A 24,169-nucleotide genomic window follows, 5' to 3' on the forward strand; every position below is an offset into this window, starting at 1 on the left:
TTACGGCGCCGCCTTGAGCGACACCCAGTAACCGGGCTGATACGGAATGGGAAGAAAGCGGGCGAAGAGTTCAGCAAAAGTCGCTTCGGCATCAACGCCGGCGAACAGCGACGGATGGAACCAAGTGGCCAGACGTTCGATAGCGACGAAATTAAAAGGGTGATCGTAAAACGGGTGCCAAATGGCGTACGCCTGTCCGTTCTTTGCCGCGGCCAGGGTGCGATAAGCCGGGCGTCGCATCAATTTTTCCAGCCGCGTTTTTGCCAGCGTCAAATCTGCGCCTGGCCCAAGGTTGATCCAGTCACCGTGGGGCGAGTAATGACTCCAGTTGCTGCCGGTCACGACGATTTTATCGGGCCGGGAAGCGATCACCGTTTCCTGACTCAATGCGCCGTAAACGCCGTGAATATGCGTCTGAGCCAAATTGAATCCTCCTGCGCTATCCACCATCTCGCCGTAGTTGCCATTGCCCCAAGACAGGCAGCAATCCTCGTATAATCCGGCGGCGCGCTCCATCATTATGCGTGGGCGCGGCGGAGCCCGTTTCATCAGCGTGTCGCGGATCGTATCGAGATGACGCTGGCGGAAGCGAATCAGGCTATGTGCACTTTGCGGATTATCAAAGAGCTGCCCCATGATGGCGATGCTTCTGGCGCTGTTGTTCATCAGGCCGATGCTCATATCGACAAACACCACGGGGATGTTCGCCGCCGTAAGCTTAGCCATCAGGCCGCTCGTTTCCAGCACAGAACGCGTATTCGCGTTGAGCAACATGGCTTCGGGCCGCAAGGCGATCAACCTTTCCAGATCGAATTGCATTTGCTGCACGCCGGCGAAGGCCGGCAGCTTGGCCAGTTCGGGAAAATAACGCAGATACAGCCGGTAGCTGTCCAGGTCGGCGGTGCGGAAATTGTCTCGCCAACCCACCAGTTTTTCCATCGGCGCGCGTGGGTTGAGCGCCGCAACGGTATAAAACAGGTTGCCTTCCGCCAGGAAAATACGCCGCAGAGGATAGCGTAAAGTCACCGTACGCCCGACGATATCGGTCACGATCTGTGTATCAGCCTGGGCGCGCAGAGAGCGTGAAGGCGAAGAAAGTGCCAGCAAAGCGGCCGCCTGAAGAAAACGTCGTCTGTGCATCAGAAATACCAGCTTATCGAACCGATGATGCGGCGTTCGATGCCGATGCTGCAGTAAGGCGCACTGGTGCAACTGGCGATGTAAGATTTGTTGGTCAGGTTGTTGACCGTCAATCCCAGCTCCAGATTATACAGACGAGGATCCCAGGCACCCGGCGTATAGCGGACGGTCATATCGCCGAGCCAAACGGCGGGCACTTTGAAGGTGTTGGCACCATCTCCCCAACTGGCCCCCAGGTAGCGGGTACCGCCACCGATCAGCAGCCCCTGCAGCGGCCCTTTAGTAAAGCGATAGTCCAGCCACATCGAGCCGGTCTGCGCCGGAACCCCCACCGGATGTTTCCCCTGCGTGCTATCGTTAGCCTCCGTCACGACGTTGTTGACCCAGGCATAGGACAGCATCAGATTAAGGTTATCGGTCACCGCCGCCCGTGATTCCAGCTCCACGCCGCGAGAACGCACTTCACCCGTTTGGGTGTAATAACTGGGATTAAGGGGATCGATGGTGTTCACATCGCGCTGCGTCAGTTGGTAGACCGCCAGGCTGGTCATCGTTGCGCTGCCGGGAGGCTGCAGTTTCATCCCCATCTCATACTGAGTGGAATGGGTTGGCTTGAACGGCGTGCCTTGAGCGTTTGTGCCGGTCAACGGATCGAAGGCGGTAGAGACGCTGGCCCACGGCGCCAGGCCATTGTCGAACGGGTAGCTCAACCCGGCGCGATAGCTCCAGGCTGCGTCATTGGTTTGCGTTTGAGTATGGGCCAGATTGTCACTGGTACGCATGCGTGACCAGTCATGACGGCCGCCCAACAACAAATGCCATCCGCGCCAGCTGGCTTCGTCCTGTCCGTATAAGCCCGTGCGCTGGAAGCGTTGCGTTGTCGACGTGCGTGAAACCGGGATAGGTTCGAATGAAGGGCGGTACTGTTCGGACCAGGGATCAAACGTCACGGTTTGCGATCCCCACCAGTCTTTATCCAATTTACCGGCCTGAAAGTCGATCCCGGCCAATCCCTGATGGACGATGGCGCCGGTAACGAATGTCGTCTCGGCCTGGTTATCCATCACGATGCTGTCCGCCTGACTCGGTGCGTCCTGATAAACCGCCGTCAAAAGTCCCTCGTCCGGCGTGACGGCGCGCGTAAAATCGCGCCGCACCGTCGAGTCTACGTGGGAATAGCGCAGGTTTTGCTTTAGGCGCCAGCGATCGTTCAATTCGAATTCAAGCAGCGAGGTCATATCGTATTGCGTACGGCTCGAGTGCTCGTGCGCGGGATCGCTGTAATTTCTATCGGTATCTATCTTGCCGTGCGGATTGGGCAACAGCCCCAAAACCTGGGCGGGAAGGGTGTTGTAATAGCCTGATTGGGGTTCGCGAAGATAGTGAGCCAACACGGTCCAGCGCGTGCGATCATTGGGTTGCCAGGTGATTGCGGGCGCCAGAAAGAGGCGCTTTTGCCTGGTGTCTTCGATCTGCGAACCGCGCGTGGCCGCCAGGCCATCGAAGCGGTACACCCACCGTTCGTCATCGGTCAGCGCGCCGGTGGAGTCGAGGCTGAGGGAATGCGAGCGGTCATTGCCGACATCCCATTTAAGCTGATTCGACTCGGCGGTGGAAGGGCGTCGGGAAATCATATTAATTACGCCGCCGGTGCCCCCCTGGCCGTATAACGAGGATGAAGGGCCATGCAAGACTTCAACGCTTTGCACTCCCCAGGTTTCAATTTGCGGTCCCCAAATGCCGCTATTGCCGATGACGCGCAATCCATCCAGGTAGTAGTCGGCCTCAAAACCGCGCATTTTGGCGAAGTCCACGCCGCTGGAAAAGGCGCCGAAACGTTCCACGGCAACGCCGGCGCTGTAGCGCAACGCCTGGCTAACCGTGTCGGCCGACTGCACGTCCATTTGCTGGCGATTGACCACCGAGACAAATTGCGGCACATCGACCAACGGTGACCGGGTTTTGGTCGCCACCGTCGCTTGCTGTGCGGCATAACCCTGTGGGGCATTGTCTGAGGATGAACCCTCTGCGACCACCCAGATCGACTCTTCATCGGCCGCCAGGGTCAGGCAGGGCATCATGCCCAGCAACAACGGGCAAAGATAAGCCTTACGCAGGCGAAGTCCGTTGAATTTATTCAAAAAAAAACCTCTTTAAGTAAGAGTCTCGCTGCGAGGGCGGGAGTCTGGTCATCTCAGGCAAGCGTTAAAATACTCATTGACCGACTGACGGTCAATATGAATAATTATCAATACCATTTAACGATTGGATAACATTATGAAGACTCTGGATGATTTGTTGGCGCTGTTGGCTGAGGTGGGGGTACCTGAAGATGTGCTGCAAGAGGCGGATGGCAGCTGGCAGTTGCGTCAAGATTTAGCACTCAGCTCGGCGGAGACGGTGGCATTGCAAGCCCTGCTGAAAGCCCGCTGTGTTAACGCGCCATCGCTGTGGGGAGGGCGAGACTATTCATTAGAACAGCTTATTTCTGAAATGTCATAAGCAAGTATAAAAAAAGTATTATTTATAATGTGTTGTTTATAAAGGATATTAAAACGACATGATAGGGGTGAAACATAAGATCTACAAATAATTAACGCCAAGGTAATTGACTGACGGTCGGTCATGGTGTTTGATGTCGACCAGAAAATGAAGTGTTTTTGAGTCCGTTTTGCTTTTCATTCTGAGCCAATACAGAAGTGATGGCGCCGCCTGACCGAGGTGCCGAAAGCTGTTTGTTTAACGAATTGTGATTGAGAAAGATAACAGTCAAACAGTGAGTTAACTCATTATGGAGTCGCTATGGTTAGTGTTGAGGATTCGATCAACCAACGTTTATTGCTGGCCCTTCAACAACATGGACAGCGCCCGGCGCTTTTTGAACACGGGGAGGTTTACACTTACGACTGGCTGAACGGTGCGGTGGCTTCAGCCGCTTTGAAGCTGTGTCAATTGGGCGTGGTGAAGGGCGATCGGATCGCCTATCAATTGCGCAACACCCGTGAAGCGGTTGTCATCATGCTCTCTTCGTTGATGCTCGGTGCGATCCCGGTGCCGATATTACCCTCTTATCGAGAAAAAGAGCTGAGGCACATTCTGCATCTGACGGCGCCAAAAGTATTTGCCCTGCAGCGAGGTTCCCGTCGCTATAACCCACTTGCCGCTTTGCAGACGCTGTTGGCCGAAGGTCTCAATATCGATGTGATATTGGTCGAAGACTACGATGACGCCGGGCACGACACTCGTTACCTAAACCTGCAACATTTCTGTTCGCCTTTGACGCCCGCGCCGCCACTTCACGCCGCCACCATGACGCCGTCGGATACCGCCGTCATGTTGCTCTCGAGCGGCACCACCGGTTTACCTAAAGCGATTGCCCGTAAAAATGGCGGCTACAGCTATATGATCGAGTGCGGCTGTGACGTGTTTGCTTTAGACAGCCATTCGGTCTATTTCGCCGCGATGCCGGTTTCGCATGGGTTTGTCATCAATTGCCCCGGTATACTCGGTACGCTTTCCCGCGGCGGCGCCGTTGCGCTCGCCGACGCTCCGTCGGCGGAAACGGCGTTGGACGTGATCGAGCAATGCGGCGTGACGCACACCACGCTGGTGCCTGCGTTGCTGTCTCAATGGAGCGAACTGCAGCGGCAAACCCCGCGCGACCTGACGTCTTTGTGGCATGTTCAGGTGGGTGGCGCCAGGGTGACGCCTGAGCTAGCGGCCTCCGCCTCCCGCAACCTCGGCATTACCCTGCAGCAGTGCTATGGCATGAGCGAAGGGCTGCTGTGTTTTAACTCGATTAACGATGATGACACTCTGCGATTCAGCTCTCAGGGCCGGCCGTTGAGCCCGCATGATGAAGTACTGATCGTCGACGAAAACGGCCGTCCTTTGCCCGTGGGCAAATCAGGCGAACTGATCACCCGCGGCCCTTATACGCTCACCGAGTATTACCAAAATCCCCAGGCTAATCGTAGCGCGTTTACGGCGGACGGCTTCTACCGTACCGGCGACCTGGCGCACGTCGATAGCGCGGGCAACATTTTCATCGACGGCCGCGTAAACGATTCGATCAACCGCGGGGGAGAGAAATTCAGTCCCAATGAGATAGAGGAGTTGGCTGAACAGCATCCTGCCGTGGTGCAAGCCGCCTGCGTTGGTATGCCGGACGATCTCTACGGTGAGGTGCCTTGTCTGTTTGTCACCAGCACGGATGCCACTCTGACTCTCAGCGCATTGCGCCGCTTCTTTGAGAAAGAAGGGCTGGCGGCGTTCAAGGCGCCGGAGCGGCTGATTGTCATCGATACCATTCCGATGAAAGGGATCGGCAAGATAGATCGCGTGACGTTGCGCGACATGCTGCGCCAGGAACGGTCGGTCAAAAATACGGCGGGGTTGAACTCATGACGCCATTGCGCACGTCTCTCGGTTGCGTGGTGAGGCTCAGCCGCCCATGCAGTTCACCGGTCAGCAAACAATTGGTCGTATTTCCACATGCCGGCGGCGGCGTTGCGTTCTACCAGCACTGGCGTGATCTGCTGCCGGACGAGGTGGATCTGTTCATCGTGCAGTATCCCGGGCGAGAAGACGCGCAAGACGCGCCGGCTTGGGAAACGGCGCCGCGAGCCATTACGCGCTGCGTTGATGCGCTGCATTCTTCGCTGGGCATCGCGCCGGTGGTGATTTTCGGTCATAGCATGGGCGCGCTGTTTGCCCTGCAGGTTGCCGCGGCGTTACAAGCGTCGCGTTTTAACATCGACGCCGTGTTGTCGGCCCAGCGCGCCCCCTCTGAACTGAAAATACTTCAACAGGAAAGCCTGCGGCAAGAGGTGTTGGGCGACATCCTGACATTCAGTGAAAGCAGCGGCGCACTGTCGCTGGATGAGATCACTCGCCCGCTTGTCGCCCGCTTGATACAGCAAGATCTACAGCTGTTGGGCGCGCTCAGCGCAGAACCTTTGCCCGACATGCAGCCACGCATTTTGGGCGGCGATAACGATCCGTTGGTTAGCCGCGCCGCGCTGTCGCTGTGGGAAAAAGAACTCCCCGGCAGCCGGGTGCAATTCCTCGCGGGCGATCACTTTTATTTCGCGCAGGACACCGCTGCGTTTCTCCGCCAGCTGCTCCGGTAACGCTGGCTTATTTGTCAACGTATGGCTTTAAAGGAACCTCTGATGAATTTTGAGCTGTTTAACCCACAGGATTGCGCACCGGATACGGAGAAAGCCTTCGCTCTGTTCCCCCAGTTGAAAAAATTCTATGCGACGTTAGGCAATACCCCGCTGGTTGAAGTGCCGTCGCCAAAGGGAAAGGCGTCGATTTACGCCAAGTTTGAGTTTGAGAATCCGTTTGGCTCGGTGAAAGACCGCACCGCGTTCGGTCTGTTTTGCGATGCCATCAATCAACACGACTTCGCCGCCGGTGAATTGAAGTTGCTCGATTCCTCGGGGGGCAATATGGCGAAAGCCCTGGCCAAGCTCGGCAATATGTGCGGGATAGCGGTGCAAGTGGTGATCCCGGATTCGTCTCCGCAACCGCTTATCGACACGTTAAAAGCCGATAAAGCCATCGTTACTCTGGTCGATCGCAATCAGTTCCTGCTCGGCGTCATTGCACGCAGCCAGCAGATTGCGCATGAAGATGGCAGTTGGACGCTGCTTTCTCAGCATCTTAACCTGGTCAACACCGCCGTACATCAGCATGCGACGGGCGCAGAGATTCGCCGGCAGCTGGAGGGTGAACGTATCGACGGTTGGGTATCGGCGGTAGGGACCGGCGGGACCTTATCGGGGGTGGCCGCCGCGTTGCGGCAGGATAACCCACAGCTGATCGTATGGGGCAGCACGCCGCGCGAATTGCCTTACGGTACGCTGTCTGCGCCGAACGGTGAACCTAAATTTGCCGGAGCCGGCGGGTTGGGCTTCGGTTTCCGTCAGCCTTTCATCAGTAAGTTGATGCCGCAGGAACCGCCTTTCAATCCGGTTTCCTATCGGGAAGCGCTCAGCGCGATGCACGAGTTCCATCAGTTGACCGGCGTTAAAATCGGCGCATCTTCCGCCGCCAACTGGAAAACGGCCTGTAAGCTGGCAGAAACGCTGAGTGCGGATCAACGGGTTGTCACACTCTTTGCCGACGCCGGTTCCGATATCGATCGAGAAAAAGGGTGCGAGTGGTTCAAACAATCTGAAGCCTTGACCGTTTAACAACGTCTAAAAGGAATATTTCATGGAAATTATACAGGGCAATAATAATGTATTGTCTGAGCTGATCGCGCTTGGCGATTATGTTCGCCAGTTAATAAGTTCAGGTAAAGAGGCCAACGATATTGAGCATATTTTGGCGACGAAAGACGGCTATAACAATGCCACCGTGCTTTCCGTTATCGAAATGGCAAATATTACCTTTAAAGCAAAAGCGGATAATGTCCCTAACGTTGGCGATGCCAATTCACATATCGATCGGTTGGTGGATAAGCAGGGGCATGATATCGGCACGATGAAGGGCCAGGGGTGGAAAATCGCCTCACTGCCGGACGACAGCGTGGTTTCCTGGTACCACGAGACGGCCGAGACGCCGCTGGGGCGAATCGAAACCGCCGGCATTTGGAATTCCAGTGCGATTTGGGCGGGGCAATGGCAATCGTTGTTCGCCGCCGGCGTTAGCGGGGATGTCATGGGGAAGATCGGCGTTCGTCAGCTCTATCAGGATATTCCTCGAGAAAAATATCTGACGCTGATTGTCCTGTTGCCGCTGGATCAGATTAAAAGCTTAATTAAAAAATAATTTTATCAAACACACACAATATCCATTACGAGGGATAGGTATGCACACGTCGGTACACTGGGATGTCATTATTATCGGCGCTGGCCCCATCGGGCTGGCCGCCGCATGGAATTATGCGCGAGAGCATCGCGACCATAAGGTTTTGGTTCTGGAACAACATGCGCTATTTACGCAACTGGCCGGCACCAGCGGGGAGGAGCGCCATTGGCGTTTGCAATATTCGGAGCTGGAAATATTCCGCCTTACCCTGGAGGCCGACAAATTGTGGCGGCAGCTGGAACAACAGGCGGACAGAAAACTGATCCACCGCATTGGCAGCCTATGGTTCGGCGATGCGGATGTCTGGACCAATGAGGGGCAAATCCGCCAAACCATGCTTTCAATGGATGAAATGAGGTTGCCTTATGAACGTCTGACGATGCGTGAAATCGAACGGCGCTATGGTTTCACCGGCTTGGACAGCAACTATGAAGGTTTCTTGCAGCAAGACGGCGGCGTGATCGACGTTAAAGGCACCCTGGCGTCGCTTTACTCGCTGGCCAGCGAAGCCGGCGTGGAGTTCCAGTTCCAGCAATGCGTGAAGGCCGTGGAGCCCGATGCTCGGGGCGCAACGGTGCTGACGACGCAAAACCGTTATCGCGCCCGTAAAGTCCTGGTTGCCAGTGGGCCGGGCAGCAAGAAACTGCTGCGCCAGTTGGATATTGAACTTGCGCTTTCTACCTATGAGATGGCCTGCATCAGCATGCTGCGCAGCCAGCGCCTGGGAGCCAACGATCCCTTCTGGTTTGCCTTCCAACCGCCGGTGGAGAGCGACAGCAACCTGTTTTATGGCTTCCCGCCCAATCCTTGGTCCGTCAACGGGTTTGATCGGCTGGGGACTGACTTCGAAGTGGATCCGATCACCGAAGCCAATGCGCCTGGCTATAGGGCAAACCCGCAGCACGTGGAGCGCGCGTTGGAGTTTGCCCGCCGGCATATGCCGTTCCTCGAACCGGATAAACAGCATTCCGCTGCAAGCTGTCTGGCCGTGTTGCCCACCGATCCGGCGCGCCAATTCTATCTCGACAGCGCCAAGGGCCGCTGCCACGGCGGCGAACATCTGGTGGTCTCGGCAGGGGGATGGGCGTTCAAATTTACGCCTCTGATGGGGCAAATTTGCGCCGATCTGCTGGCGGAACGAGAGCCCCGTTGGGACATCAGCGCATTGCGTTTCTGAGCGGAGAACCTTCATGCAGCAGGTGAACAGCAATGAATGGGATATCGCCTTGGTTGGCATGGCCTGCCGTTTCCCGGGCGCCGAGGACATCGAAAGCTGGTGGCATAATTTGATCAACGGTGTCGAATCCCTGGTTCGCGTCGATAACGATCGGGATGATGCTGTCGACAAGGGATATATTCCCGTCGCCGCGCCTGTGGCCGGCGACATATCTCGCTTTGATGCAGGATTCTTCGGTATTAGCGCGCGCGATGCGCTGCTGATGGATCCCCAGCAGCGGCTCTTTTTGGAATGCGCCTGGCACGCGCTGGAAAGCGCCGGTGTGACACCGGGGGAACTTGAGGATACCGGGCTGTTCGCCGGCTGTAGCAGCTCTGACTATTTACGTCAGGCGCAAGGATCCGAGCTACTCGATAAACTCAATCCTTCGCCGTTCGAGCGGCAAATAATGAGCGATAAAGATTACCTCACCAGCAGGGTGGCCTGGCATCTGGGCATCGGGGGGCCGGTGTGCAACGTGCAAGCCGCCTGCGCCACTTCGCTGGTGGCTGTATACGAAGCGGTCCACGCCTTGCGCAGCGGCCGTTGCAACCTGGCGTTAGCAGGCGCTTGTACCCTAAGGATCCCGCAAAACGACGGCTATTTTGCGCAGCAAGGCATGGTGTTTTCCACCGATGGGCACTGCCGGCCATTTTCCGCAGATGCCAGCGGTACGGTATTCGGCAGCGGCGTCGGTGTGGTGGTGTTGAAGCGCCTGAGTGATGCGCTGGCGGCCGGCGATGACGTCGTCGCGGTGATCAAAGGCGTGGCGATGAATAATGACGGCGCGCGCAAAGTCAGTTTTACCACCACCAGTTTGCATGGCCAGCAACGCCTGCTGCGCCAAGCGATGGACGATGCCCGGTTGACGCCTGAGGATTTTCGCGCCATCGAAGCCCATGGTACGGGCACTCTGGCCGGCGATCCCATCGAATTCGAGGCGCTGAACGGCGTTTTCCGAGAGCATACGACACGACGGGGGTTCTGCGCCATCGGCGCAGTCAAGGCTAACGTCGGGCACCTGGAAACCTGCGCCGGCATGGCGGGATTGATTAAGGCCGCCCTGCAAATTCAGCATGGCTGGCTCACGCCGCAGATCAACATTGGCTCACCGAATCCGGAAATGGCATTGGCGGAGAGTCCGTTTGAGTTTATCTGTTCCGCTCAACGGTGGGATCGCGAGGATCCGCGCCAGGCCATCGGCGTCAGCGCATTCGGTATTGGCGGTACGAATGCGCATGTCGTACTGGCGAGACCGCCTGTCATGCCGCCGGCGCGAACAGCGGCCTCATTGTCCTCCACCGTCGTACCTATCAGCGCACAGTCAGAACAGGCCTGGCATCGGCTGGTAAAACGCTATCTGCAGCGACCGCACGGCGAAAACGACGAACGCTTGGCCTGGAGCGCGCAAAGCGGAAGAAAGTCGCTGCGCTATCGCGGCACCTTGCAGATAGACGATCGGGGCGCGTTGAGCGTGAAAGAAAACATGATGGATACGGGGAAAGGGCGCTTGTCGGTAGTTTTCCAATTCCCTGGCCAGGGAAGCCAGTTTATCGGTATGGCCAGCGATTTGATGGCGCAGGACGCGACCTTCAGAAAACTGATGAACGACAAACTGCAGATAGTGCAAACGCAAGCCGCACTGGATCTCTCGGCGTTATTTACCGGAGAGGCCGCGCCCGAGTCGATTAACGATACCGCGTTGACGCAGCCCGCGCTGATCGCCGTCGAAATATCCGTGGCCGAACTGTTGATGCATTACGGCGTCGAGCCGGACTGGGTCATTGGGCACAGCCTCGGCGAAATTGCGGCGGCCTGGGCCGCTGGGGTGTTCTCGGTGCAAGAGGCGCTGGTTTTCGCCGCTCATCGTGGGCGTCTGATGGCCGGGTTGCCGTCCGGGATGATGTTGGCGGTAGAGCTGAGCGTTCAACAGGTTCAGCCCTGGTTGAGTCATCAGCTATCGCTGGCGGCAGAAAACAGTGATGACGGCTGCGTGCTGTCCGGCACCGCTGAAGCCATTCGCGCCTGCGAACGCCAGATGCGAGACCGAGGCGTGCGATGCAAAGCCTTGAATGTTTCACATGCGTTTCATTCGACCCTGATGGATCCCATTCTTGACGAGCTGGCCGATATTGCGCCGCCGCCGCGTGAATCGGCGACGGGGGTACGTTACGTCTCCGCCTTGCTGGCGACCGAAGTCGAATGTTCGGCGCTTGACGGCCGCTATTGGGCGCGTCATGCCCGTGAACCGGTCAATTACCACCGCGCCTTGCAGCAGCTACCGCAGCGCGGCAAGACGTTGTTTATCGAAGTTGGGCCGGGTTCGACGCTCACGGCGTTGGTTGCACAGCTGAAATCCGCCGGTTCTGTGACAGCGGTGCGAACCTTGCCGCGTCGCGACGAAGCGCAGAATGAAGGCGCCGTATGGATCCAGGCGCTGCAAAAAATCTGGCGCGCCAGCGTCAACGTTAACTGGCGCCGCCTGTGGCAACTGCCGCCTTCGCGCATCGCATTGCCGATGTATCCCTTCGATCCGGCGCACTGGTGGTTGGGCGAACGGGACAGGCAGGGGCCGCAAGCCGAGCGAACGCCGGCGGCAACAAGCCAGTCAGATCCCCAGATGGCGCGTATCTGGCGCGTTTGGGGGGATGTGACCGGCGTGAACCCCGATTCTAACCACTGTGACTTTTTTGACGCCGGCGGACAGTCGCTGATGGCGCTGCGCCTGCTGGCGATGTTGGAGCAAGAGTTTGGCAAGGCAATAGGGATGGCCGATTTTCTTAAGCGGCCTACGCCGTGGGGCATTAAACAACAGTTGGACCAGGCTGGAGCATTCGAGCAAGATTCTCATTAAAACAGGATGGCAAATTATGTCAGTTAACAATGAATTGCTGAATACACATAACCAATACCAGATAGAAACGGTCGTAATCGATGACGAAACGTCATTCACCCTGGCTTACTCGTCGCAGATCAAGCTGCTACCGGCCAATGGCGGTATCCGTTGGCGAAACTATGCGTCCCGGCAGCAGCAGGAAGAGGAGGCGATCATGCTGGCGCAACGCATGTCGCTGAAGCACGGGCTGTACAATACCGGCTTCAGCGGCGGCAAAATCGTGGTGAACAGCAAACGTTCTCCCCAAGAGCAACCGGCAGTGCTTGAAGCAATAGGCGCTCTGCTCAATCGCTATGGCGGCACCATGTTTACGGGATGCGATATCAATACCGGCAATCGAGAGATGGACTATCTGCGGCAGTTTACGCCGTGGATCCTGAATGCCATGGACAGCCCACAAGTCGATACATCGGTGGCAACCGGCTACGGCGTCTGGAGTTCGATGAAAAAAGTGTTGACGCTGAGGCTCAATCATTTGCCTCGCGCGCGCATTGCCATTCACGGTATGGGCAAGGTCGGCACTGAAGTGGCGAAACAAAGCCTGCTGTTCGGTTGTGAGGTGACGGCCTATGACATCAACCCCGCAGCGCAATTTCCTGCGGGGGTGCGCCGCGTGAGCGAAGAGGAACTTTGGGCGCAACCCAGCGAGGTGCTGTGCATCGCGTCAATGTCCAACGTATTGAATGCACAGAATATTGAACAGCTGAATACCCGCTGGGTGGTGAGCAGCGCCAACTCACCGTTTAATACGCCGCAGGCTGAACAGCGGCTGTTGGCGCGCGGTATTCACTATCTGCCGGACTACGTCAGCAACGCCGGTGCAGTGATCTGCGACAGCATCGAAATGGCGTTTACCGACCGTTATAACCAAATGAACCAGGAGCAGGTCAACGCCTATGTTCACTCCGTGATTGGCGCCAAGACGGAGGAGTTGTTGCAGCGCGCTCAACTGCTCAATTGCGATATTGGACAATTGTTGCAACCGATCAAATCCGCCGCCATGGTGGCGTAAGAAATGGGCCGGGGAGCCTGCGCTTTCCCGGCCTCGGCTTTTTTAACGGGCACATAACTCCATGATTATTGTAAAAGACGCTTTGCGTTGCAAAGTAGAGGCCGAATCGCAAGGGCGTCGCACCGTGCTTTACACCGCAAGTGGGCAGCCCAGCTATATGCATGTGATACCTCGTTTTACGCTGCAAGAGGTCACATCAGGGTTAGGCGAGGCGGTTCATCCGGCGTTTATCGTCAACGGTCAGCGAAAAGAGGCTTTCTTCTACGGCTGTTACCCAGGCACGCTGATCCATGGCGAACTGGTCAGTCAACCTGAGACGGCCCCGGCCAGCTGGCATGACCTGACCGCATTTCGACAGGCGGCGGCTCGCAATGGACGCGGCTGGCACATCGGCACCAACGCCGAATGGGCCGCGTTGATGTTCTGGTGCCGTCATCATGGATGGCCGGAGTTAGGCAATACCGAGAGTGGGCGATCGCATCGCGATCGACGCCAGTATGGCAAGCGATGTGACGGCGGTGTCGTGGGCGATGAGCAGGGCGATCCGACAACGTTTACCGCATCCGGCCCGGCCGCCTGGTATCATGACGGTACGCCGCACGGTATTGGCGATCTCTGCGGCAACCTTTGGGAATGGCAACACGGGCTGAAATTGGTCGCGGGGGAAATCCTGCTTTTACCGGACAATGACGCCGCGATGCCGATGACCGATAATGAAGACGAACGCTGGCGCGCGGTCGAGCTGGCAACAGGCGAGTGGCTACCTCCCGGCAGCCCGGGAACCGCAAAATTCGATGCTTCATCGCCGAGTCTTACCGGCAATGCCGGCACGCCGCTTATTACCGACTCTATTCAGCATTTTAACGGCGATCCGCAAGACAATGGGTATCCGCCAGGTTTGATGGATGATGAGTTCGGGCGTATTGGTGCGGCAAGTGGAGAGTCGGTGCCGGATATATTGAAAATCCTCGGCGTTGCACCGCATCACCGGTGTGCGGACGGCGATCAGGTTTATCTGCGCAACTACGGCGAACGCATGCTGATGCGAGGCGGCGCCTGGTATTCCGGTGCGGGTGCCGGGCTGAGAACGCTGTGCCTGAGCCATGGCGCTGGGCATGCCAGTGCGACGGTGGGCGCCCGGCCGGTATGGTGTTTGTAAGCGGTTGGCAATTCACTGGGTGGCGCAGCGGCCGTGGCCGCCGCGCAGGATATTTATTGGCTGAGGGTTTGCTGCAGCGCCTGAACGGAAGAGGCGATGCCGGCATCGACCGACATGGTCAAGTCTTCCATTTCCAGTGACACCCAGTCGTTGTAGCCCATCATGCGTACCACCGAGAAGAATTCCTTCCACCACTGCAGATCCCGGCCGCAGCCGACGGCGACATAGTTCCAGGCCCGGCCGGCCACCTCGTCGATCGGTTTGGTTTCCAGCAGTCCGTTAACCTCGACGACACCGCGCTCCAGGCGCACGTCCTTGCCGTGCACATGGTGAATCGCGGGGCCAAGGGCGCGGGCCACCGCGATGGGATCGGCCCCCATCCAGATCAAGTGGCTGGGATCGAGGTTCAGACCCACCATCGGGCCAACGGCCTCTCGCAGCCGGAACAGCGTTTCCGGGTTCCACACCAGCATGGCGCTGAAGTTTTCCAGCGCAAAGCGCTCGACGCCGCACGCTTTGGCTCGGGCGACCAGCGCCTGCCAATAGGGGATCGCCACCTCATTCCATTGATAGTCCAGACAGTTTTTCACCGTAGGGGGCCAGCTGACGGTATAGGTGATCCAGTTGGGGATGGTGTCATGCGGGCTGGCCGGTGGTAGGCCGCTCATCATGACGATCTTCTTCACCCCCAGCAGGCCGGCCAGCTCCAGCGTATTGTCGGTTTGGCGCAGATGGCGCTGCCCCAGCTCGCCCGGATCGAGCGGATTGCCGGAGACATTGAGCGCGGCGATCTCCATGCCGCGGCTTCCCAGCGCTTGCTGCAGCTGCCGGCGTTTGGCCGGGTTGGCCAGCAGATCGTCGGTATCCAGATGGGGCGCCGGGGACCAACCGCCGGTGGTCATTTCCACGCCGCGTACCCCCAGTTCCAGCAACCGATCCAGCATCGGCTCGAAGGGCAAATGGCCCAGGCTGTCGGTACAGAATGAAAGTTTCATGATGCTTTCCTTATCGGTAATTGACCCAGGTGGCGCCGTTGTCGGCGGAACGAACGCAGTTTTCAATCCAGCGCACGCCTTCTAACCCGGCATCGATATCCGGATAGATCAGCGTGGCCAGAGTTTGCCGATCGCCGCGCTGGCTGGCGCTGATGGCGATGGCGAACTTGAGGTAGATATTGGCCCAGGATTCGGCCAGGCCTTCGGTATGCAGCGCGCCGAGCCGCTCTTCGGCCAGCGCGCTGTCGTCCAGATAGGGCATGCCGTGGTGCAGCGTTTGGTTGGGCCGCCCCTGGATCTCATAGCGCAATTCGCCGGGCGTGGAATCGCTCCATTGCAGGCTGGCGCGTGCGCCCACCACGCGAATGCTTTGGCTATCCATCGCGCCCGCGTTGATGGCGGAGGCCCACATGCGGCCGACGGCGCCGTTTTCGTAGTGCATCAGCACCATGGCATTGTCTTCCAGCGGGGCGCGGGAAGGGATAAAGCTCTGGCGATCGCACAGCAGTGAGGCAATCTTCATGTCGGGCATGACCAGCTGTGAGATGTAGAAGGTGTGGGTAGAAATGTCGCCCAGCACAAAGGAGGGGCCGGCGATTTTCGGATCGACGCGCCACTTTTGCGCCTCGAACGTGTCCGCGCTTTCGTTGGCGTTGAAGCCATGGGTGTACTGCAATTCGACCATGCGTATTTCGCCGATGTCGCCGTTCGCGATCATGGCGCGCATCTGCATCAGCAGCGGATGCCCGGAGAAGCCGTAGGTTACGCCGACGATCAGGCCTTTCTCCGCCGCCAGCGCCTTGATTTCTCTCGCCTCCGCCGTAGTGAAGAACAGCGGTTTTTCGCAGATGACATGCAGGCCGGCATTCAGCGCGGCGCGCGTGATTTCATAGTGGGTGCCGTTAGGGGTGGCGATGGTCACCACCTCAACGCCATCTTCGCGGTTGGCCTCTTGTTTCAGCAACTGCTGATAGTCGTCATAGCAGCGTTCAGCGGGCACGCCGAGATTGACGCCAAACTCACGCCCGCGCGCCGCGTCGATATCAAAAGCGCCGGCAACCAGCCGATAGGCGGTATTGTCGCGCAGTGCGCCGGAACGGTGCTTGTAGCCCACCTGACTGAGGCGGCCGCCGCCGATCATCGCCCAACGCAGCGGGCGAGGGATGCTTCTTTCACCATTTAACATGCTGACTCCTGATACTGTGGTTTTGCACTCGGGTGCAAAGTGGGTTGAAAAAGAGAGTGGCAACGGTTTATTTCTGGTTCATTTGCGCAAATTGCGGGTAGTTTTCTCGCGTCACGGTGGCATAAGGCACCCAGTTGTAAGACTCGGTTTTGGCGTGATCCAACATCGCTCGGGTCACTTGCACCGCGCCGATCGCCTGGGCTTTGGCATCCTGGAAAATGGTCACCGCCAGGTCGCCGTTTTTGATAAATTGCAGGCCATCGGGCGTGCCATCGATACCGGCAACCAGTACGCCGTTCTTTTTGGCCTGCTTCAGCGCCATGATCGCGCCGATGGCCATCTCATCGTTGTTGGCGGCGATCGCATCGATCGGTACGCCGTTCAGCAACCAGCCGGAGACCACGTCGACCGCTTCATTGCGTTGCCATTTCGCAGTCTGTTTCTCTATCACTTTCAGCTCTTTGTGTTTGGCGATCACCGCTTCCACCGCGCGGGTGCGCTCGCGGGTTTCTTCGTTGGAGAGGGCGCCCATCAGGATCGCCACGTTGCCGCGGTAATGCATTTTTTTCGCCAGGGCCTCCATCTGCAGGCGGCCGCTGAGCGCCGAATCGGAGCCGACGTAGGCCGTCGCGCCGCTCAGCGGCACTTCGGGTTTGCGGTTGACGAAGATAAGGGGGATCGCGGCGCGTTGGGCGGCCGCTATCATCGGCTGAACGCCTTGCGTATCGACCGGGTTAAGGATAATGGCGTCCACGTCCTGATTAATCAGATCGTCAACCTGCTGCACCTGCAGGGCGACATCGCCTTTGGCATCGACGAACTGGCCTTGCAGCTGTTGCGCAGCCAGTTCCCGCGCCATTTGGCTGCGCAGGATGGAGACGAAGTTGAGATCGAAGTTGGCCAACGCCACGCCGACCTGGTAGCTCTTGGCCTGGGCGGTCACGACAAACAGCGAGCAGGCTAACATCAACAACAGTCTGGTTTTTTTCATTACGGTATCCTGTTGAGAAGAGAGGTGTTATGTAAAAACAGTGCTTTGCAACCGGGTGCAAAGCAGGGGACAAAACGGCGATGAGTCTATGAATGCCACCGTGAATGTCGGCCATGGATAAAACTTGGTCAACAGGGGAAAGGTGAAAACAGCGTGGACGATCACAAACTCTTTACGTTTTGCACCCGGTTGCATAACAAATTGCAATCGGGTGCAAAAACGGGACATAATCGCAGCAGGTATGCCGGCAGGCGCTTAGGGGATCTGAGCGAGCAGGGCTATAGTGTGACTTCACCGAAGCAGGGATCGACGCAACCATGACGAAACACCACAAAGCCACCGCCAGCGACGTCGCCGAAAAGGCCGGCGTCTCTAAATGGACGGTATCGCGCGCCTTTACGCCCGGTGCGTCGATCTCGGACAACGCGCGTGAAAGCGTGTTGGCGGCGGCGGCAGAGCTGGGCTATCGTCCAAATCTGCTGGCGCGCAGCCTGTCGCAAAAACGCACGCACATCATCGGCGTGGCCATCGACGAAATGAAGAACCCGCATTCGATGATGATGCTCGATATGGTCACCAAACAGCTGCAAGCACGCGGCTATATGGCGCTGCTGCTGAACATCACCGCCGGGGAAAACTACCGGGCGGTGATGGCGATGGCCGATCAGCTGCAGGTCGATGGCATTCTGTTCCTGGCGACGGTGTTAACCCAAGAGTGGGCAGCGATCGCGCAAGATCTGCATCAGATCCCGCTGGTGCAGGTATGCCGCAATACGGAAAGTGAACATATCGATGTGGTCAATATCGACGGCTATCGTGCCGGCGAAGAGATCGCCGCGCTGCTGATAGAACAAGGTCATCGCAGCTTTGGCTATATGAAGGGGCCGGATACGCAAAGCAGCCATTTGCTGCGCATGGAAGGCTACCGCGATAGGCTGATAACCTCTGGCTTTCAGCTGGATCGGGTGCTCACCGCCGGCCACTACGATCGCCAACGCGGTTTCCAGCTGATGAGCGAATACCTGCAGGCAACGCCGGAAAGCGAGCGGGTTGAGGCGCTGTTCTGCGAGAACGACGTGCTGGCACTGGGGGCGCTCGAAGCGCTAAGGCAAGTGGCGCCGTCGTCTGCAATGGCCGTGGTAGGTTTCGACGATATCGACGAAGCCGGCTCAGCCAACTGGGCGCTGACCAGCTACAGCCAACGCATCGATCGGCTGGTCGAGGAGGCCTTGAATCGCCTGATCGACAATCGTGCCACGGCAGACGGCGCCTGGCGGCATGGGGAATTGCGGGTTCGGCAGTCGCATTTGGCTGGGAAACCGGCGTAAGGATTTCTTTTTGTGTGACATTGTCACTATTGAGGCTTGATGAGAGCACATCGAGATGGAAAGAAGAAACTCTATAGAAGAGAAAGCGTTGCATCCAGAGGTCCCATCGCCAGCGGTGGCGAGTACCGCTGGGGGCGCCATGGCAAACAGGCGGACGATGAGCAGTTGCCGCTGCGTGAAAGCATGCATGGGCGGATACAACATGGCATGGATTACACGCCGCTATTTCAATTTTTGCTCAGTAAAGTGGGCCAACCCTGGAATGAAGTACACAGCGAAGCGATTAGTCGGTTAGATAAAGAAGCGCCTATTTTTTACCTGGTGGCGCTGCACCGTAAAAACTGGCGCAGTTATGTCTGTTGTGGTGAGTCGAGCTATTACAGTGGTCTATGCGTAGATGACCACGGGATACTGCAGAAAGTGAACCCGGCATTCACCGCAGAAGATGTGCCGGTGAGATGCCGTTGTTGTACCTATACGTTCAACGGGGAACTCGTGCCCATCACGGAAAAGAACTGGCAAAAACCCTATGAGAAGGAATCCTGGGAATAGTCAGGTTTCACGAGAGTCATTCTGGAGTAGATTGACTGCCGAAGTTTGCCAGATTTCACATAGCGCGATCAAAAAGGAGGGCATTTTGACGCATTCTGCAAAGTTGTTTAGCCAAATCCAGACGCTTGAGGTTGAACTGCATCAGCCATCGGTGCGCCGCGATCCGCAGCGCGTCGCGGCATTGCTGCATGAAGACTTTGAAGAGATTGCTCGCTCAGGTCTGCGTTATGACAAACGCCAGACCGTTGCGGCGCTGGAAATGGAAACTGAGCATCCGCAGATTGTTGCCGAAGGTTTTACGCTGGCGAAAATCAGTGAAGGCACAGTGTTGCTGACGTATAAGAGTTTTCAACGCAACGCGCAGGGCAACACCATTCGTTGCACAGAACGGTCGTCGATTTGGATGCTGACGGAAAAGGCCGGTTGGCAGATGCGGTTTCATCAGGGCACACCGACCGAGGATTAAACTGAGGTGCTGAAACTGAACGGGCTGATGATGGGCTTAAACATAAAAAAGGTTAGCAGCCTGATAAGGCTTGAAGGTGAGGTGAGAAAGGACGGCCAGGCTAACGGCGGTGCGTATCCAATAATGCAATTTAACATAATATACATTATGCGCACCCATGTGGTTATACGTGGATTCTGGCGTCCTGGCTTGATCATGGGTTTTCTCCTGTGGCCAACCATTTCAACGCCCGTTGCTCATGCCGTTGAACGAATTCGTTTTTCAGCTGGTCTTAAGCTGTCATGTGGGGCGTGCGTTTGCCGCTTCCCAGGATTTCGGCACTTGGCGTTCCAACGCCGCTTAACCTACCAGCAAAATTATCAATCGTTGGTTTGGCCGCCAGCCAACTCTGCCGATGTGATGGACAGCCGTTAACACGCCAGCCAGTATCTCGCGAAGTTTCAGCTTTATCACGTTCCACCCACTGAGGATCATAGATAAATGCGTTCTGCCATTAATGATGACCGGGCATGCTTATGTCGATGCATCTCTGGGGATATTGAGGCGAAATCCCCCCGCTTTTTTGATCGCGCTACGTGAAATCTGATAAAACATGGCTATTGCGATACTGCAGATTTCACCAAAACGCGCCATAAAAATGAACAACTTCTGCCTGCCAAATGCGTACTGGCGTTCGTCTTCACCGTTTCCGGTGGCCTTCATGGCGTTGGCTATACTGAATGGGAACATTCTTCCACACTCCAGGACATCCCCATGTTTGACCATGTGAAATTTGGCGTCAGCGACTTTGCTCTGAGCAAAGCGTTTTTCCTTAATGCGCTGGCGCCACTGGGCGTAAAGATCGTTGCCGAAGGTGAACCCGATTATGGCGTTGAGCTGTGTCCCGATCGGGGTAACGTGTCATTATGCCTGTTTCAGACCGATGAAAAACCGGCGCATCTGCACCTGGCATTTACCGCAAGCAGCCGTGAACAGGTCGATGCGTTCTATCACGCCGCGTTAAGCGCCGGCGGCAAAGACAATGGCGCGCCCGGTTTACGCCCCAATTATCATGCCCACTACTATGCGGCGTTTGTGATTGGTCCGGATGGCCATAATATCGAGGCGGTTTGCCACAACGCGATAGCCTAGTTTTCCATTTAAAACAAATAATTATACAGAGAAAAGACTCTGTATTTAACATAATGTATTGTGACGGCGTCACTATTAGTTACCCCGTCACGTCAATCCACTCCGCTCCCGTGATGCCGGCCAGCCGCTGTGGCGCAATTCTCACGCCGGAGTTTTCGCTGCCGCCTGCCGGAAGCACTTCATCAAAAGCGCGCAGGCTATGATCGCAGTAGATCCTCACCGCCTCAGGTGCAGCAAAGGGACAAACGCCGCCGGGCGGATAGCCGGTTAATGCTTCAACCTCTTCCGCCGGCAGCATACGCGCCTTCACGCCGAAGAATTGCTTGTACTTCTTGTTGTCGATTCTGGCAGTTCCCGCCATCACCAGCAGCACCACATCGCCGTTAACGCGAAACGAAAGCGTCTTGGCGATCTGCCCGCTCTCCACGCCAAAGGCTTCTGCCGCCAGCGCCACCGTTGCGGTGTTCTTTGCCAGCACCGTCACCGTCGTCTCCGGTGCGTGCTCGGCCAGAAAACGCTGAACGCGTTCTATGCTCATGCCCTGCCTCCTGATATTGCTAAACCATTGATAATGCCGAAGTGATGGTTTCGGTTTTAACATCGCATGCTAAAAATGAGAATCAAAATTGTTCAAATCGCTGGATCTGAACAAAGCTTTAAGGGGCCAATGGCCTTTTTACCCATCATTTTTCATGGAGATGCCTGCATGACCACGCAAACGACAGCAAGGCCTTCAACGGCCGCAGTGGCCGTCTATGAATGGCTCAACCCGATACCTTACGGATTTTTCACCGCGGCGCTGATTTTCGACATCATTTATGCCTGTACCGCTAATATTCAGTGGGTCAATGGCGCAAGTTGGCTAATTGCCATCGGCCTGATTTTTGCCATCATTCCCCGCCTGATTAACCTGGTGCAGGTGTGGTTCGGCAGCGCTCGGCTGCGGGGATCGTCGGTCAAACTCCATTTCTGGCTGAATTTGCTGGCCATCGTTCTCGCCATTATCAACGCTTTCGTGCATAGCCGGGATGCGTATGCCGTGGTGCCCCAAGGCCTGGTGCTGTCTGCCATCGTGGTCGCGCTGCTCAGCCTGGCGAATATTCTTCTGGCCCTTGGCGCCCGCGTAAAATAAGGAGGTTTTCATGAAGCTCTCATCTCTGGCGCTCACCCTTTCCGCCGTTTTGGCCTTGGCCGGCTGCGATAACAGCGCCGTCATTTCGCCAGAGCAACAAATGGGCCCGGACCCGACGTTGCCGGCGGCGCAAGACTTTCTGATGCCGCCGATGCAGGTGCCTAAGGGCGTTGGCTGGCAACAAGTTCAGACGCCGAAAGTGGCGGAAGGCTTGAAAATCGATAAGGTGGCAGACGATTTGCTTCATCCGCGTCAGTTGCTCACGCTGCCCAATGGCGATGTGTTGGTCGTGGAGGCCAACGGGCCGGGCACGGAAGCGGTGAGCACGCCCAAGCAGCTGATCGCCGGCCTGGTGAAAGGCCAATCCGGTAAAGGCGGCAAAGGGGGCAATCGCATCACCCTGCTGCGCCCAACCGCCGGCGGCAACTGGGAAAAGCACGTCTTCCTCGAGGGGCTCGATTCCCCGTTCGGCGTCCAGCTGATTGGCAATACGCTGTACGTGGCCAATACCGGCAATATCATGCAGTACGCCTATCAGCCAGGCGAAACGCGCATCAGCGATCCGGGCAAAGAACTGGCCGACCTGCCGGACACCATCAACCATCACTGGACCAAGGCCCTGCTGGCCAGCCCTGACGGGAAAAAGCTGTATGTCGGCGTCGGTTCCAACAGCAACATCACCGAAAACGGCCTGGCCGTAGAGTACCGGCGCGCCGCCGTGCTGGAAGTGGACACCGCCTCCGGCGCCAGCCGCATCTTCGCCAGCGGCCTGCGCAACCCGACCGGGCTGCAGTGGGAGCCGCAAAGCGGCAAGCTGTGGGCGATTGTCAACGAGCGTGACGAAATCGGCGCCGATCTGGTGCCGGACTACCTGACCTCGGTGCAAGACGGCGGTTTCTACGGCTGGCCTTACAGCTATTTCGGCCAGCACGTCGATCGACGGGTACAGCCGCCGCGGCCGGACCTGGTGGCGAAAGCCATCAAGCCGGATTACGCGCTCAGCTCGCACGTCGCGCCGCTGGGGCTGCTGTTCTACACCGCGAGCGCTCTGCCGGCCGACTATCACGGCGGCGCCTTTATCAGCGAACACGGCAGTTGGGATCGTTCGCCGCTGAACGGCTACCGGGTCAGCTATGTGGCGTTTGAGCAAGGCAAACCGGTCGGCAAGCTCAAGGCCGTGGTGACAGGTTTTGTCTCCGATGATGAGAAGGAACTCTATGGCGCCCCTGTGGGGTTGGCTGTCGATAAGACCGGCGCTTTGCTGGTTGCGGATGACGTCGGCAACACTGTCTGGCGCGTCAGCGCGAAGTAAGGTTACGGGCGGGTTCCGGTGAACTCGCCCGTGACATTGTTACTCACTCCTCTGCGCCAGCCAGATCGTCATAAAGCGGAATAATCGTGCTCGTCAGTTTTTCCGTCATTAATATTGTCCCCGTCACGTTATTGGCGTAAGAAAATAGCCTTTGGTCAGAATTAAAGCGCTTATCCGATAATATATTCATCAACAGAGCGTTGACCAGAAATAAAAGGTTTTAACATTTCGACATAAACCAGTACAATTCCCTCCCCTGTGTTAACCCTTTTTTAGGTTGATTGTGTCGTTAATTCAGCCCCCTGCATCACGTAACCGGGCCGCCGCCTGGTTAGGGATGTTCGCCATTCTGATGTTGTTCATTGCGCCGGTGGTCTCGCGATCCCTGGAGCATGCGCGCGCCGGAAGTGCTGAAACGACCGTCATGGCGGACTGCGGCATGGCGATGCCGATGCATCATGAGATGCATTCGCCGCCGGCCGCGCCGGAAAAGGCCGCATCGCCGATGATGCAGCACGGCGGCGGCCACCACAACATGGCGATGATGATGGACGACAGCGCCTGCGGCTACTGCGTGCTGTTGCTGCACGCGCCGCTGCTGGACGTGAGCCACGCCCCGCTGTTCTGGTCTCAATCTCTGGCCTCGCGCCCGCCGCCGACTCATTATCTCGTTCCCCTGTTTGCCCACGTCGTTCATACCGAATTACAGCCGCGCGCGCCGCCCGTCTCTTTCCTCTGATTTAACAATACCCCATTGCCGTTTCTGTATTGCCGTTGATCGTTTCAACATGGCGGAATTAATACGCCCAATGGTTATGCATTGAGACGACA

24 protein-coding genes are annotated in these 24,169 nt (G+C 57.1%); 17 read left to right on the forward strand and 7 right to left on the reverse strand.

The window, feature by feature from the left end; all coding sequences use genetic code 11:
* A complete protein-coding gene (locus tag ACSBQV_RS03670; RefSeq protein ID WP_434991413.1) occupies positions 1–1,140 on the reverse strand; it encodes an ABC transporter substrate-binding protein in 1,140 nt (379 codons plus the stop codon).
* Entirely contained in the window at positions 1,140–3,281 is a 2,142-nt protein-coding gene (locus ACSBQV_RS03675) for a TonB-dependent siderophore receptor (protein ID WP_197785244.1), read from the reverse strand. Before ACSBQV_RS03675 ends, ACSBQV_RS03670 begins: the two co-directional genes overlap by 1 nt.
* A 136-nt stretch (positions 3,282–3,417) precedes the next feature.
* Between ACSBQV_RS03675 and ACSBQV_RS03680 the strand changes: the two genes are divergently transcribed.
* The 9 genes from ACSBQV_RS03680 (at position 3,418) to ACSBQV_RS03720 (ending at position 14,245) form a co-directional block, all read left to right on the forward strand.
* Complete coding sequence (locus ACSBQV_RS03680; RefSeq protein ID WP_033643087.1) at positions 3,418–3,642, forward strand: hypothetical protein; 225 nt, start codon at positions 3,418–3,420, stop codon at positions 3,640–3,642.
* Between the two features lie 300 nt (positions 3,643–3,942).
* On the forward strand, positions 3,943–5,547 hold the full coding sequence (locus ACSBQV_RS03685) for an AMP-binding protein (protein ID WP_434991414.1): 1,605 nt from the start codon (positions 3,943–3,945) through the stop codon (positions 5,545–5,547).
* A complete protein-coding gene (locus tag ACSBQV_RS03690; RefSeq protein ID WP_434991415.1) occupies positions 5,544–6,272 on the forward strand; it encodes a thioesterase II family protein in 729 nt (242 codons plus the stop codon). The genes ACSBQV_RS03685 and ACSBQV_RS03690 overlap by 4 nt, the downstream gene beginning before the upstream one ends.
* A gap of 42 nt (positions 6,273–6,314) precedes the next feature.
* The gene (locus ACSBQV_RS03695) at positions 6,315–7,343 is read left to right on the forward strand and encodes a PLP-dependent cysteine synthase family protein (protein WP_285160292.1); all 1,029 of its coding nucleotides are present in this window, start codon (positions 6,315–6,317) and stop codon (positions 7,341–7,343) included.
* A 22-nt stretch (positions 7,344–7,365) separates the two neighbouring features.
* Positions 7,366–7,923 (forward strand): allene oxide cyclase barrel-like domain-containing protein, encoded by a 558-nt coding sequence (locus ACSBQV_RS03700; protein ID WP_050440105.1) that lies wholly within the window; start codon positions 7,366–7,368, stop codon positions 7,921–7,923.
* A gap of 40 nt (positions 7,924–7,963) precedes the next feature.
* Positions 7,964–9,139 carry an NAD(P)/FAD-dependent oxidoreductase gene (locus ACSBQV_RS03705; RefSeq protein WP_033643091.1) on the forward strand — a complete coding sequence of 392 codons (1,176 nt, stop codon included), beginning with the start codon at positions 7,964–7,966 and terminating at the stop codon, positions 9,137–9,139.
* 13 nt (positions 9,140–9,152) lie between these two features.
* Entirely contained in the window at positions 9,153–12,032 is a 2,880-nt protein-coding gene (locus ACSBQV_RS03710) for a type I polyketide synthase (protein WP_197774895.1), read from the forward strand.
* Positions 12,033–12,048: 16 nt separating this feature from the next.
* The gene (locus ACSBQV_RS03715; protein ID WP_033643093.1) at positions 12,049–13,086 is read left to right on the forward strand and encodes a Glu/Leu/Phe/Val dehydrogenase dimerization domain-containing protein; all 1,038 of its coding nucleotides are present in this window, start codon (positions 12,049–12,051) and stop codon (positions 13,084–13,086) included.
* A 61-nt stretch (positions 13,087–13,147) separates the two neighbouring features.
* On the forward strand, positions 13,148–14,245 hold the full coding sequence (locus ACSBQV_RS03720) for a hypothetical protein (RefSeq protein ID WP_193160124.1): 1,098 nt from the start codon (positions 13,148–13,150) through the stop codon (positions 14,243–14,245).
* A 53-nt stretch (positions 14,246–14,298) separates the two neighbouring features.
* On the opposite strand, the gene ACSBQV_RS03725 is transcribed toward ACSBQV_RS03720, so the two are convergent.
* From ACSBQV_RS03725 to ACSBQV_RS03735, 3 genes are all read right to left on the reverse strand, one after another.
* Positions 14,299–15,240 (reverse strand): sugar phosphate isomerase/epimerase family protein, encoded by a 942-nt coding sequence (locus ACSBQV_RS03725; protein ID WP_117188303.1) that lies wholly within the window; start codon positions 15,238–15,240, stop codon positions 14,299–14,301.
* A 10-nt stretch (positions 15,241–15,250) separates the two neighbouring features.
* Positions 15,251–16,426: a Gfo/Idh/MocA family protein gene (locus ACSBQV_RS03730; RefSeq protein ID WP_042784508.1), complete on the reverse strand. Its 1,176-nt coding sequence runs from the start codon at positions 16,424–16,426 to the stop codon at positions 15,251–15,253.
* A 67-nt stretch (positions 16,427–16,493) separates the two neighbouring features.
* Complete coding sequence (locus tag ACSBQV_RS03735) at positions 16,494–17,417, reverse strand: substrate-binding domain-containing protein (RefSeq protein ID WP_197785241.1); 924 nt, start codon at positions 17,415–17,417, stop codon at positions 16,494–16,496.
* Positions 17,418–17,734: 317 nt separating this feature from the next.
* On the opposite strand from ACSBQV_RS03735, the gene ACSBQV_RS03740 reads away from it, so the two are divergent.
* The 4 genes from ACSBQV_RS03740 to ACSBQV_RS03755 all read left to right on the forward strand — a co-directional run bounded on the left by ACSBQV_RS03740 (position 17,735) and on the right by ACSBQV_RS03755 (position 20,177).
* Positions 17,735–18,745: a LacI family DNA-binding transcriptional regulator gene (locus ACSBQV_RS03740; protein ID WP_117188299.1), complete on the forward strand. Its 1,011-nt coding sequence runs from the start codon at positions 17,735–17,737 to the stop codon at positions 18,743–18,745.
* A gap of 39 nt (positions 18,746–18,784) precedes the next feature.
* Positions 18,785–19,297: a hypothetical protein gene (locus ACSBQV_RS03745; RefSeq protein WP_117188297.1), complete on the forward strand. Its 513-nt coding sequence runs from the start codon at positions 18,785–18,787 to the stop codon at positions 19,295–19,297.
* Between the two features lie 85 nt (positions 19,298–19,382).
* Positions 19,383–19,763: a DUF4440 domain-containing protein gene (locus ACSBQV_RS03750; protein WP_117188295.1), complete on the forward strand. Its 381-nt coding sequence runs from the start codon at positions 19,383–19,385 to the stop codon at positions 19,761–19,763.
* A gap of 6 nt (positions 19,764–19,769) precedes the next feature.
* Positions 19,770–20,177 carry a hypothetical protein gene (locus ACSBQV_RS03755; RefSeq protein ID WP_099789523.1) on the forward strand — a complete coding sequence of 136 codons (408 nt, stop codon included), beginning with the start codon at positions 19,770–19,772 and terminating at the stop codon, positions 20,175–20,177.
* 99 nt (positions 20,178–20,276) lie between these two features.
* Here the strand turns inward: ACSBQV_RS03755 and ACSBQV_RS03760 are convergent, their stop codons facing one another.
* A complete protein-coding gene (locus tag ACSBQV_RS03760) occupies positions 20,277–20,492 on the reverse strand; it encodes a hypothetical protein (protein WP_099783099.1) in 216 nt (71 codons plus the stop codon).
* A gap of 24 nt (positions 20,493–20,516) precedes the next feature.
* Here ACSBQV_RS03760 and ACSBQV_RS03765 point away from each other — a divergent pair, with 24 nt between their 5' ends.
* Positions 20,517–20,894 carry a VOC family protein gene (locus ACSBQV_RS03765; protein WP_033643102.1) on the forward strand — a complete coding sequence of 126 codons (378 nt, stop codon included), beginning with the start codon at positions 20,517–20,519 and terminating at the stop codon, positions 20,892–20,894.
* A 79-nt stretch (positions 20,895–20,973) separates the two neighbouring features.
* Here ACSBQV_RS03765 and ACSBQV_RS03770 read toward each other — a convergent pair whose 3' ends face one another.
* Positions 20,974–21,432: a YbaK/EbsC family protein gene (locus tag ACSBQV_RS03770; RefSeq protein ID WP_434991416.1), complete on the reverse strand. Its 459-nt coding sequence runs from the start codon at positions 21,430–21,432 to the stop codon at positions 20,974–20,976.
* Positions 21,433–21,600: 168 nt separating this feature from the next.
* Between ACSBQV_RS03770 and ACSBQV_RS03775 the strand changes: the two genes are divergently transcribed.
* From ACSBQV_RS03775 to ACSBQV_RS03785, 3 genes are all read left to right on the forward strand, one after another.
* Positions 21,601–22,026 carry a DUF2231 domain-containing protein gene (locus ACSBQV_RS03775; RefSeq protein WP_099783101.1) on the forward strand — a complete coding sequence of 142 codons (426 nt, stop codon included), beginning with the start codon at positions 21,601–21,603 and terminating at the stop codon, positions 22,024–22,026.
* A gap of 10 nt (positions 22,027–22,036) precedes the next feature.
* On the forward strand, positions 22,037–23,338 hold the full coding sequence (locus ACSBQV_RS03780) for a PQQ-dependent sugar dehydrogenase (RefSeq protein ID WP_099783103.1): 1,302 nt from the start codon (positions 22,037–22,039) through the stop codon (positions 23,336–23,338).
* A 337-nt stretch (positions 23,339–23,675) separates the two neighbouring features.
* Complete coding sequence (locus ACSBQV_RS03785) at positions 23,676–24,077, forward strand: DUF2946 domain-containing protein (protein ID WP_071845141.1); 402 nt, start codon at positions 23,676–23,678, stop codon at positions 24,075–24,077.
* Positions 24,078–24,169 lie beyond the last annotated feature (92 nt).

Origin of the sequence: Serratia sp. B501 (genome assembly GCF_051172315.1) — a bacterium.
Taxonomy (GTDB): Bacteria; Pseudomonadota; Gammaproteobacteria; order Enterobacterales; family Enterobacteriaceae; genus Serratia; species Serratia ureilytica.

What these genes read in the sequence shown, in the direction of transcription:
- ACSBQV_RS03670 (WP_434991413.1), bottom strand. Translation starts at nt 1,140, where the DNA reads ATGCACAGACGACGTTTTCTTCAGGCGGCCGCTTTGCTGGCACTTTCT.
- ACSBQV_RS03680 (WP_033643087.1), top strand. Translation starts at nt 3,418, where the DNA reads ATGAAGACTCTGGATGATTTGTTGGCGCTGTTGGCTGAGGTGGGGGTA.
- ACSBQV_RS03685 (WP_434991414.1), top strand. Translation starts at nt 3,943, where the DNA reads ATGGTTAGTGTTGAGGATTCGATCAACCAACGTTTATTGCTGGCCCTT.
- ACSBQV_RS03690 (WP_434991415.1), top strand. Translation starts at nt 5,544, where the DNA reads ATGACGCCATTGCGCACGTCTCTCGGTTGCGTGGTGAGGCTCAGCCGC.
- ACSBQV_RS03695 (WP_285160292.1), top strand. Translation starts at nt 6,315, where the DNA reads ATGAATTTTGAGCTGTTTAACCCACAGGATTGCGCACCGGATACGGAG.
- ACSBQV_RS03700 (WP_050440105.1), top strand. Translation starts at nt 7,366, where the DNA reads ATGGAAATTATACAGGGCAATAATAATGTATTGTCTGAGCTGATCGCG.
- ACSBQV_RS03705 (WP_033643091.1), top strand. Translation starts at nt 7,964, where the DNA reads ATGCACACGTCGGTACACTGGGATGTCATTATTATCGGCGCTGGCCCC.
- ACSBQV_RS03710 (WP_197774895.1), top strand. Translation starts at nt 9,153, where the DNA reads ATGCAGCAGGTGAACAGCAATGAATGGGATATCGCCTTGGTTGGCATG.
- ACSBQV_RS03715 (WP_033643093.1), top strand. Translation starts at nt 12,049, where the DNA reads ATGTCAGTTAACAATGAATTGCTGAATACACATAACCAATACCAGATA.
- ACSBQV_RS03720 (WP_193160124.1), top strand. Translation starts at nt 13,148, where the DNA reads ATGATTATTGTAAAAGACGCTTTGCGTTGCAAAGTAGAGGCCGAATCG.
- ACSBQV_RS03725 (WP_117188303.1), bottom strand. Translation starts at nt 15,240, where the DNA reads ATGAAACTTTCATTCTGTACCGACAGCCTGGGCCATTTGCCCTTCGAG.
- ACSBQV_RS03730 (WP_042784508.1), bottom strand. Translation starts at nt 16,426, where the DNA reads ATGTTAAATGGTGAAAGAAGCATCCCTCGCCCGCTGCGTTGGGCGATG.
- ACSBQV_RS03735 (WP_197785241.1), bottom strand. Translation starts at nt 17,417, where the DNA reads ATGAAAAAAACCAGACTGTTGTTGATGTTAGCCTGCTCGCTGTTTGTC.
- ACSBQV_RS03740 (WP_117188299.1), top strand. Translation starts at nt 17,735, where the DNA reads ATGACGAAACACCACAAAGCCACCGCCAGCGACGTCGCCGAAAAGGCC.
- ACSBQV_RS03745 (WP_117188297.1), top strand. Translation starts at nt 18,785, where the DNA reads ATGAGAGCACATCGAGATGGAAAGAAGAAACTCTATAGAAGAGAAAGC.
- ACSBQV_RS03760 (WP_099783099.1), bottom strand. Translation starts at nt 20,492, where the DNA reads ATGTTCCCATTCAGTATAGCCAACGCCATGAAGGCCACCGGAAACGGT.
- ACSBQV_RS03765 (WP_033643102.1), top strand. Translation starts at nt 20,517, where the DNA reads ATGTTTGACCATGTGAAATTTGGCGTCAGCGACTTTGCTCTGAGCAAA.
- ACSBQV_RS03770 (WP_434991416.1), bottom strand. Translation starts at nt 21,432, where the DNA reads ATGAGCATAGAACGCGTTCAGCGTTTTCTGGCCGAGCACGCACCGGAG.
- ACSBQV_RS03775 (WP_099783101.1), top strand. Translation starts at nt 21,601, where the DNA reads ATGACCACGCAAACGACAGCAAGGCCTTCAACGGCCGCAGTGGCCGTC.
- ACSBQV_RS03780 (WP_099783103.1), top strand. Translation starts at nt 22,037, where the DNA reads ATGAAGCTCTCATCTCTGGCGCTCACCCTTTCCGCCGTTTTGGCCTTG.
- ACSBQV_RS03785 (WP_071845141.1), top strand. Translation starts at nt 23,676, where the DNA reads ATGTTCGCCATTCTGATGTTGTTCATTGCGCCGGTGGTCTCGCGATCC.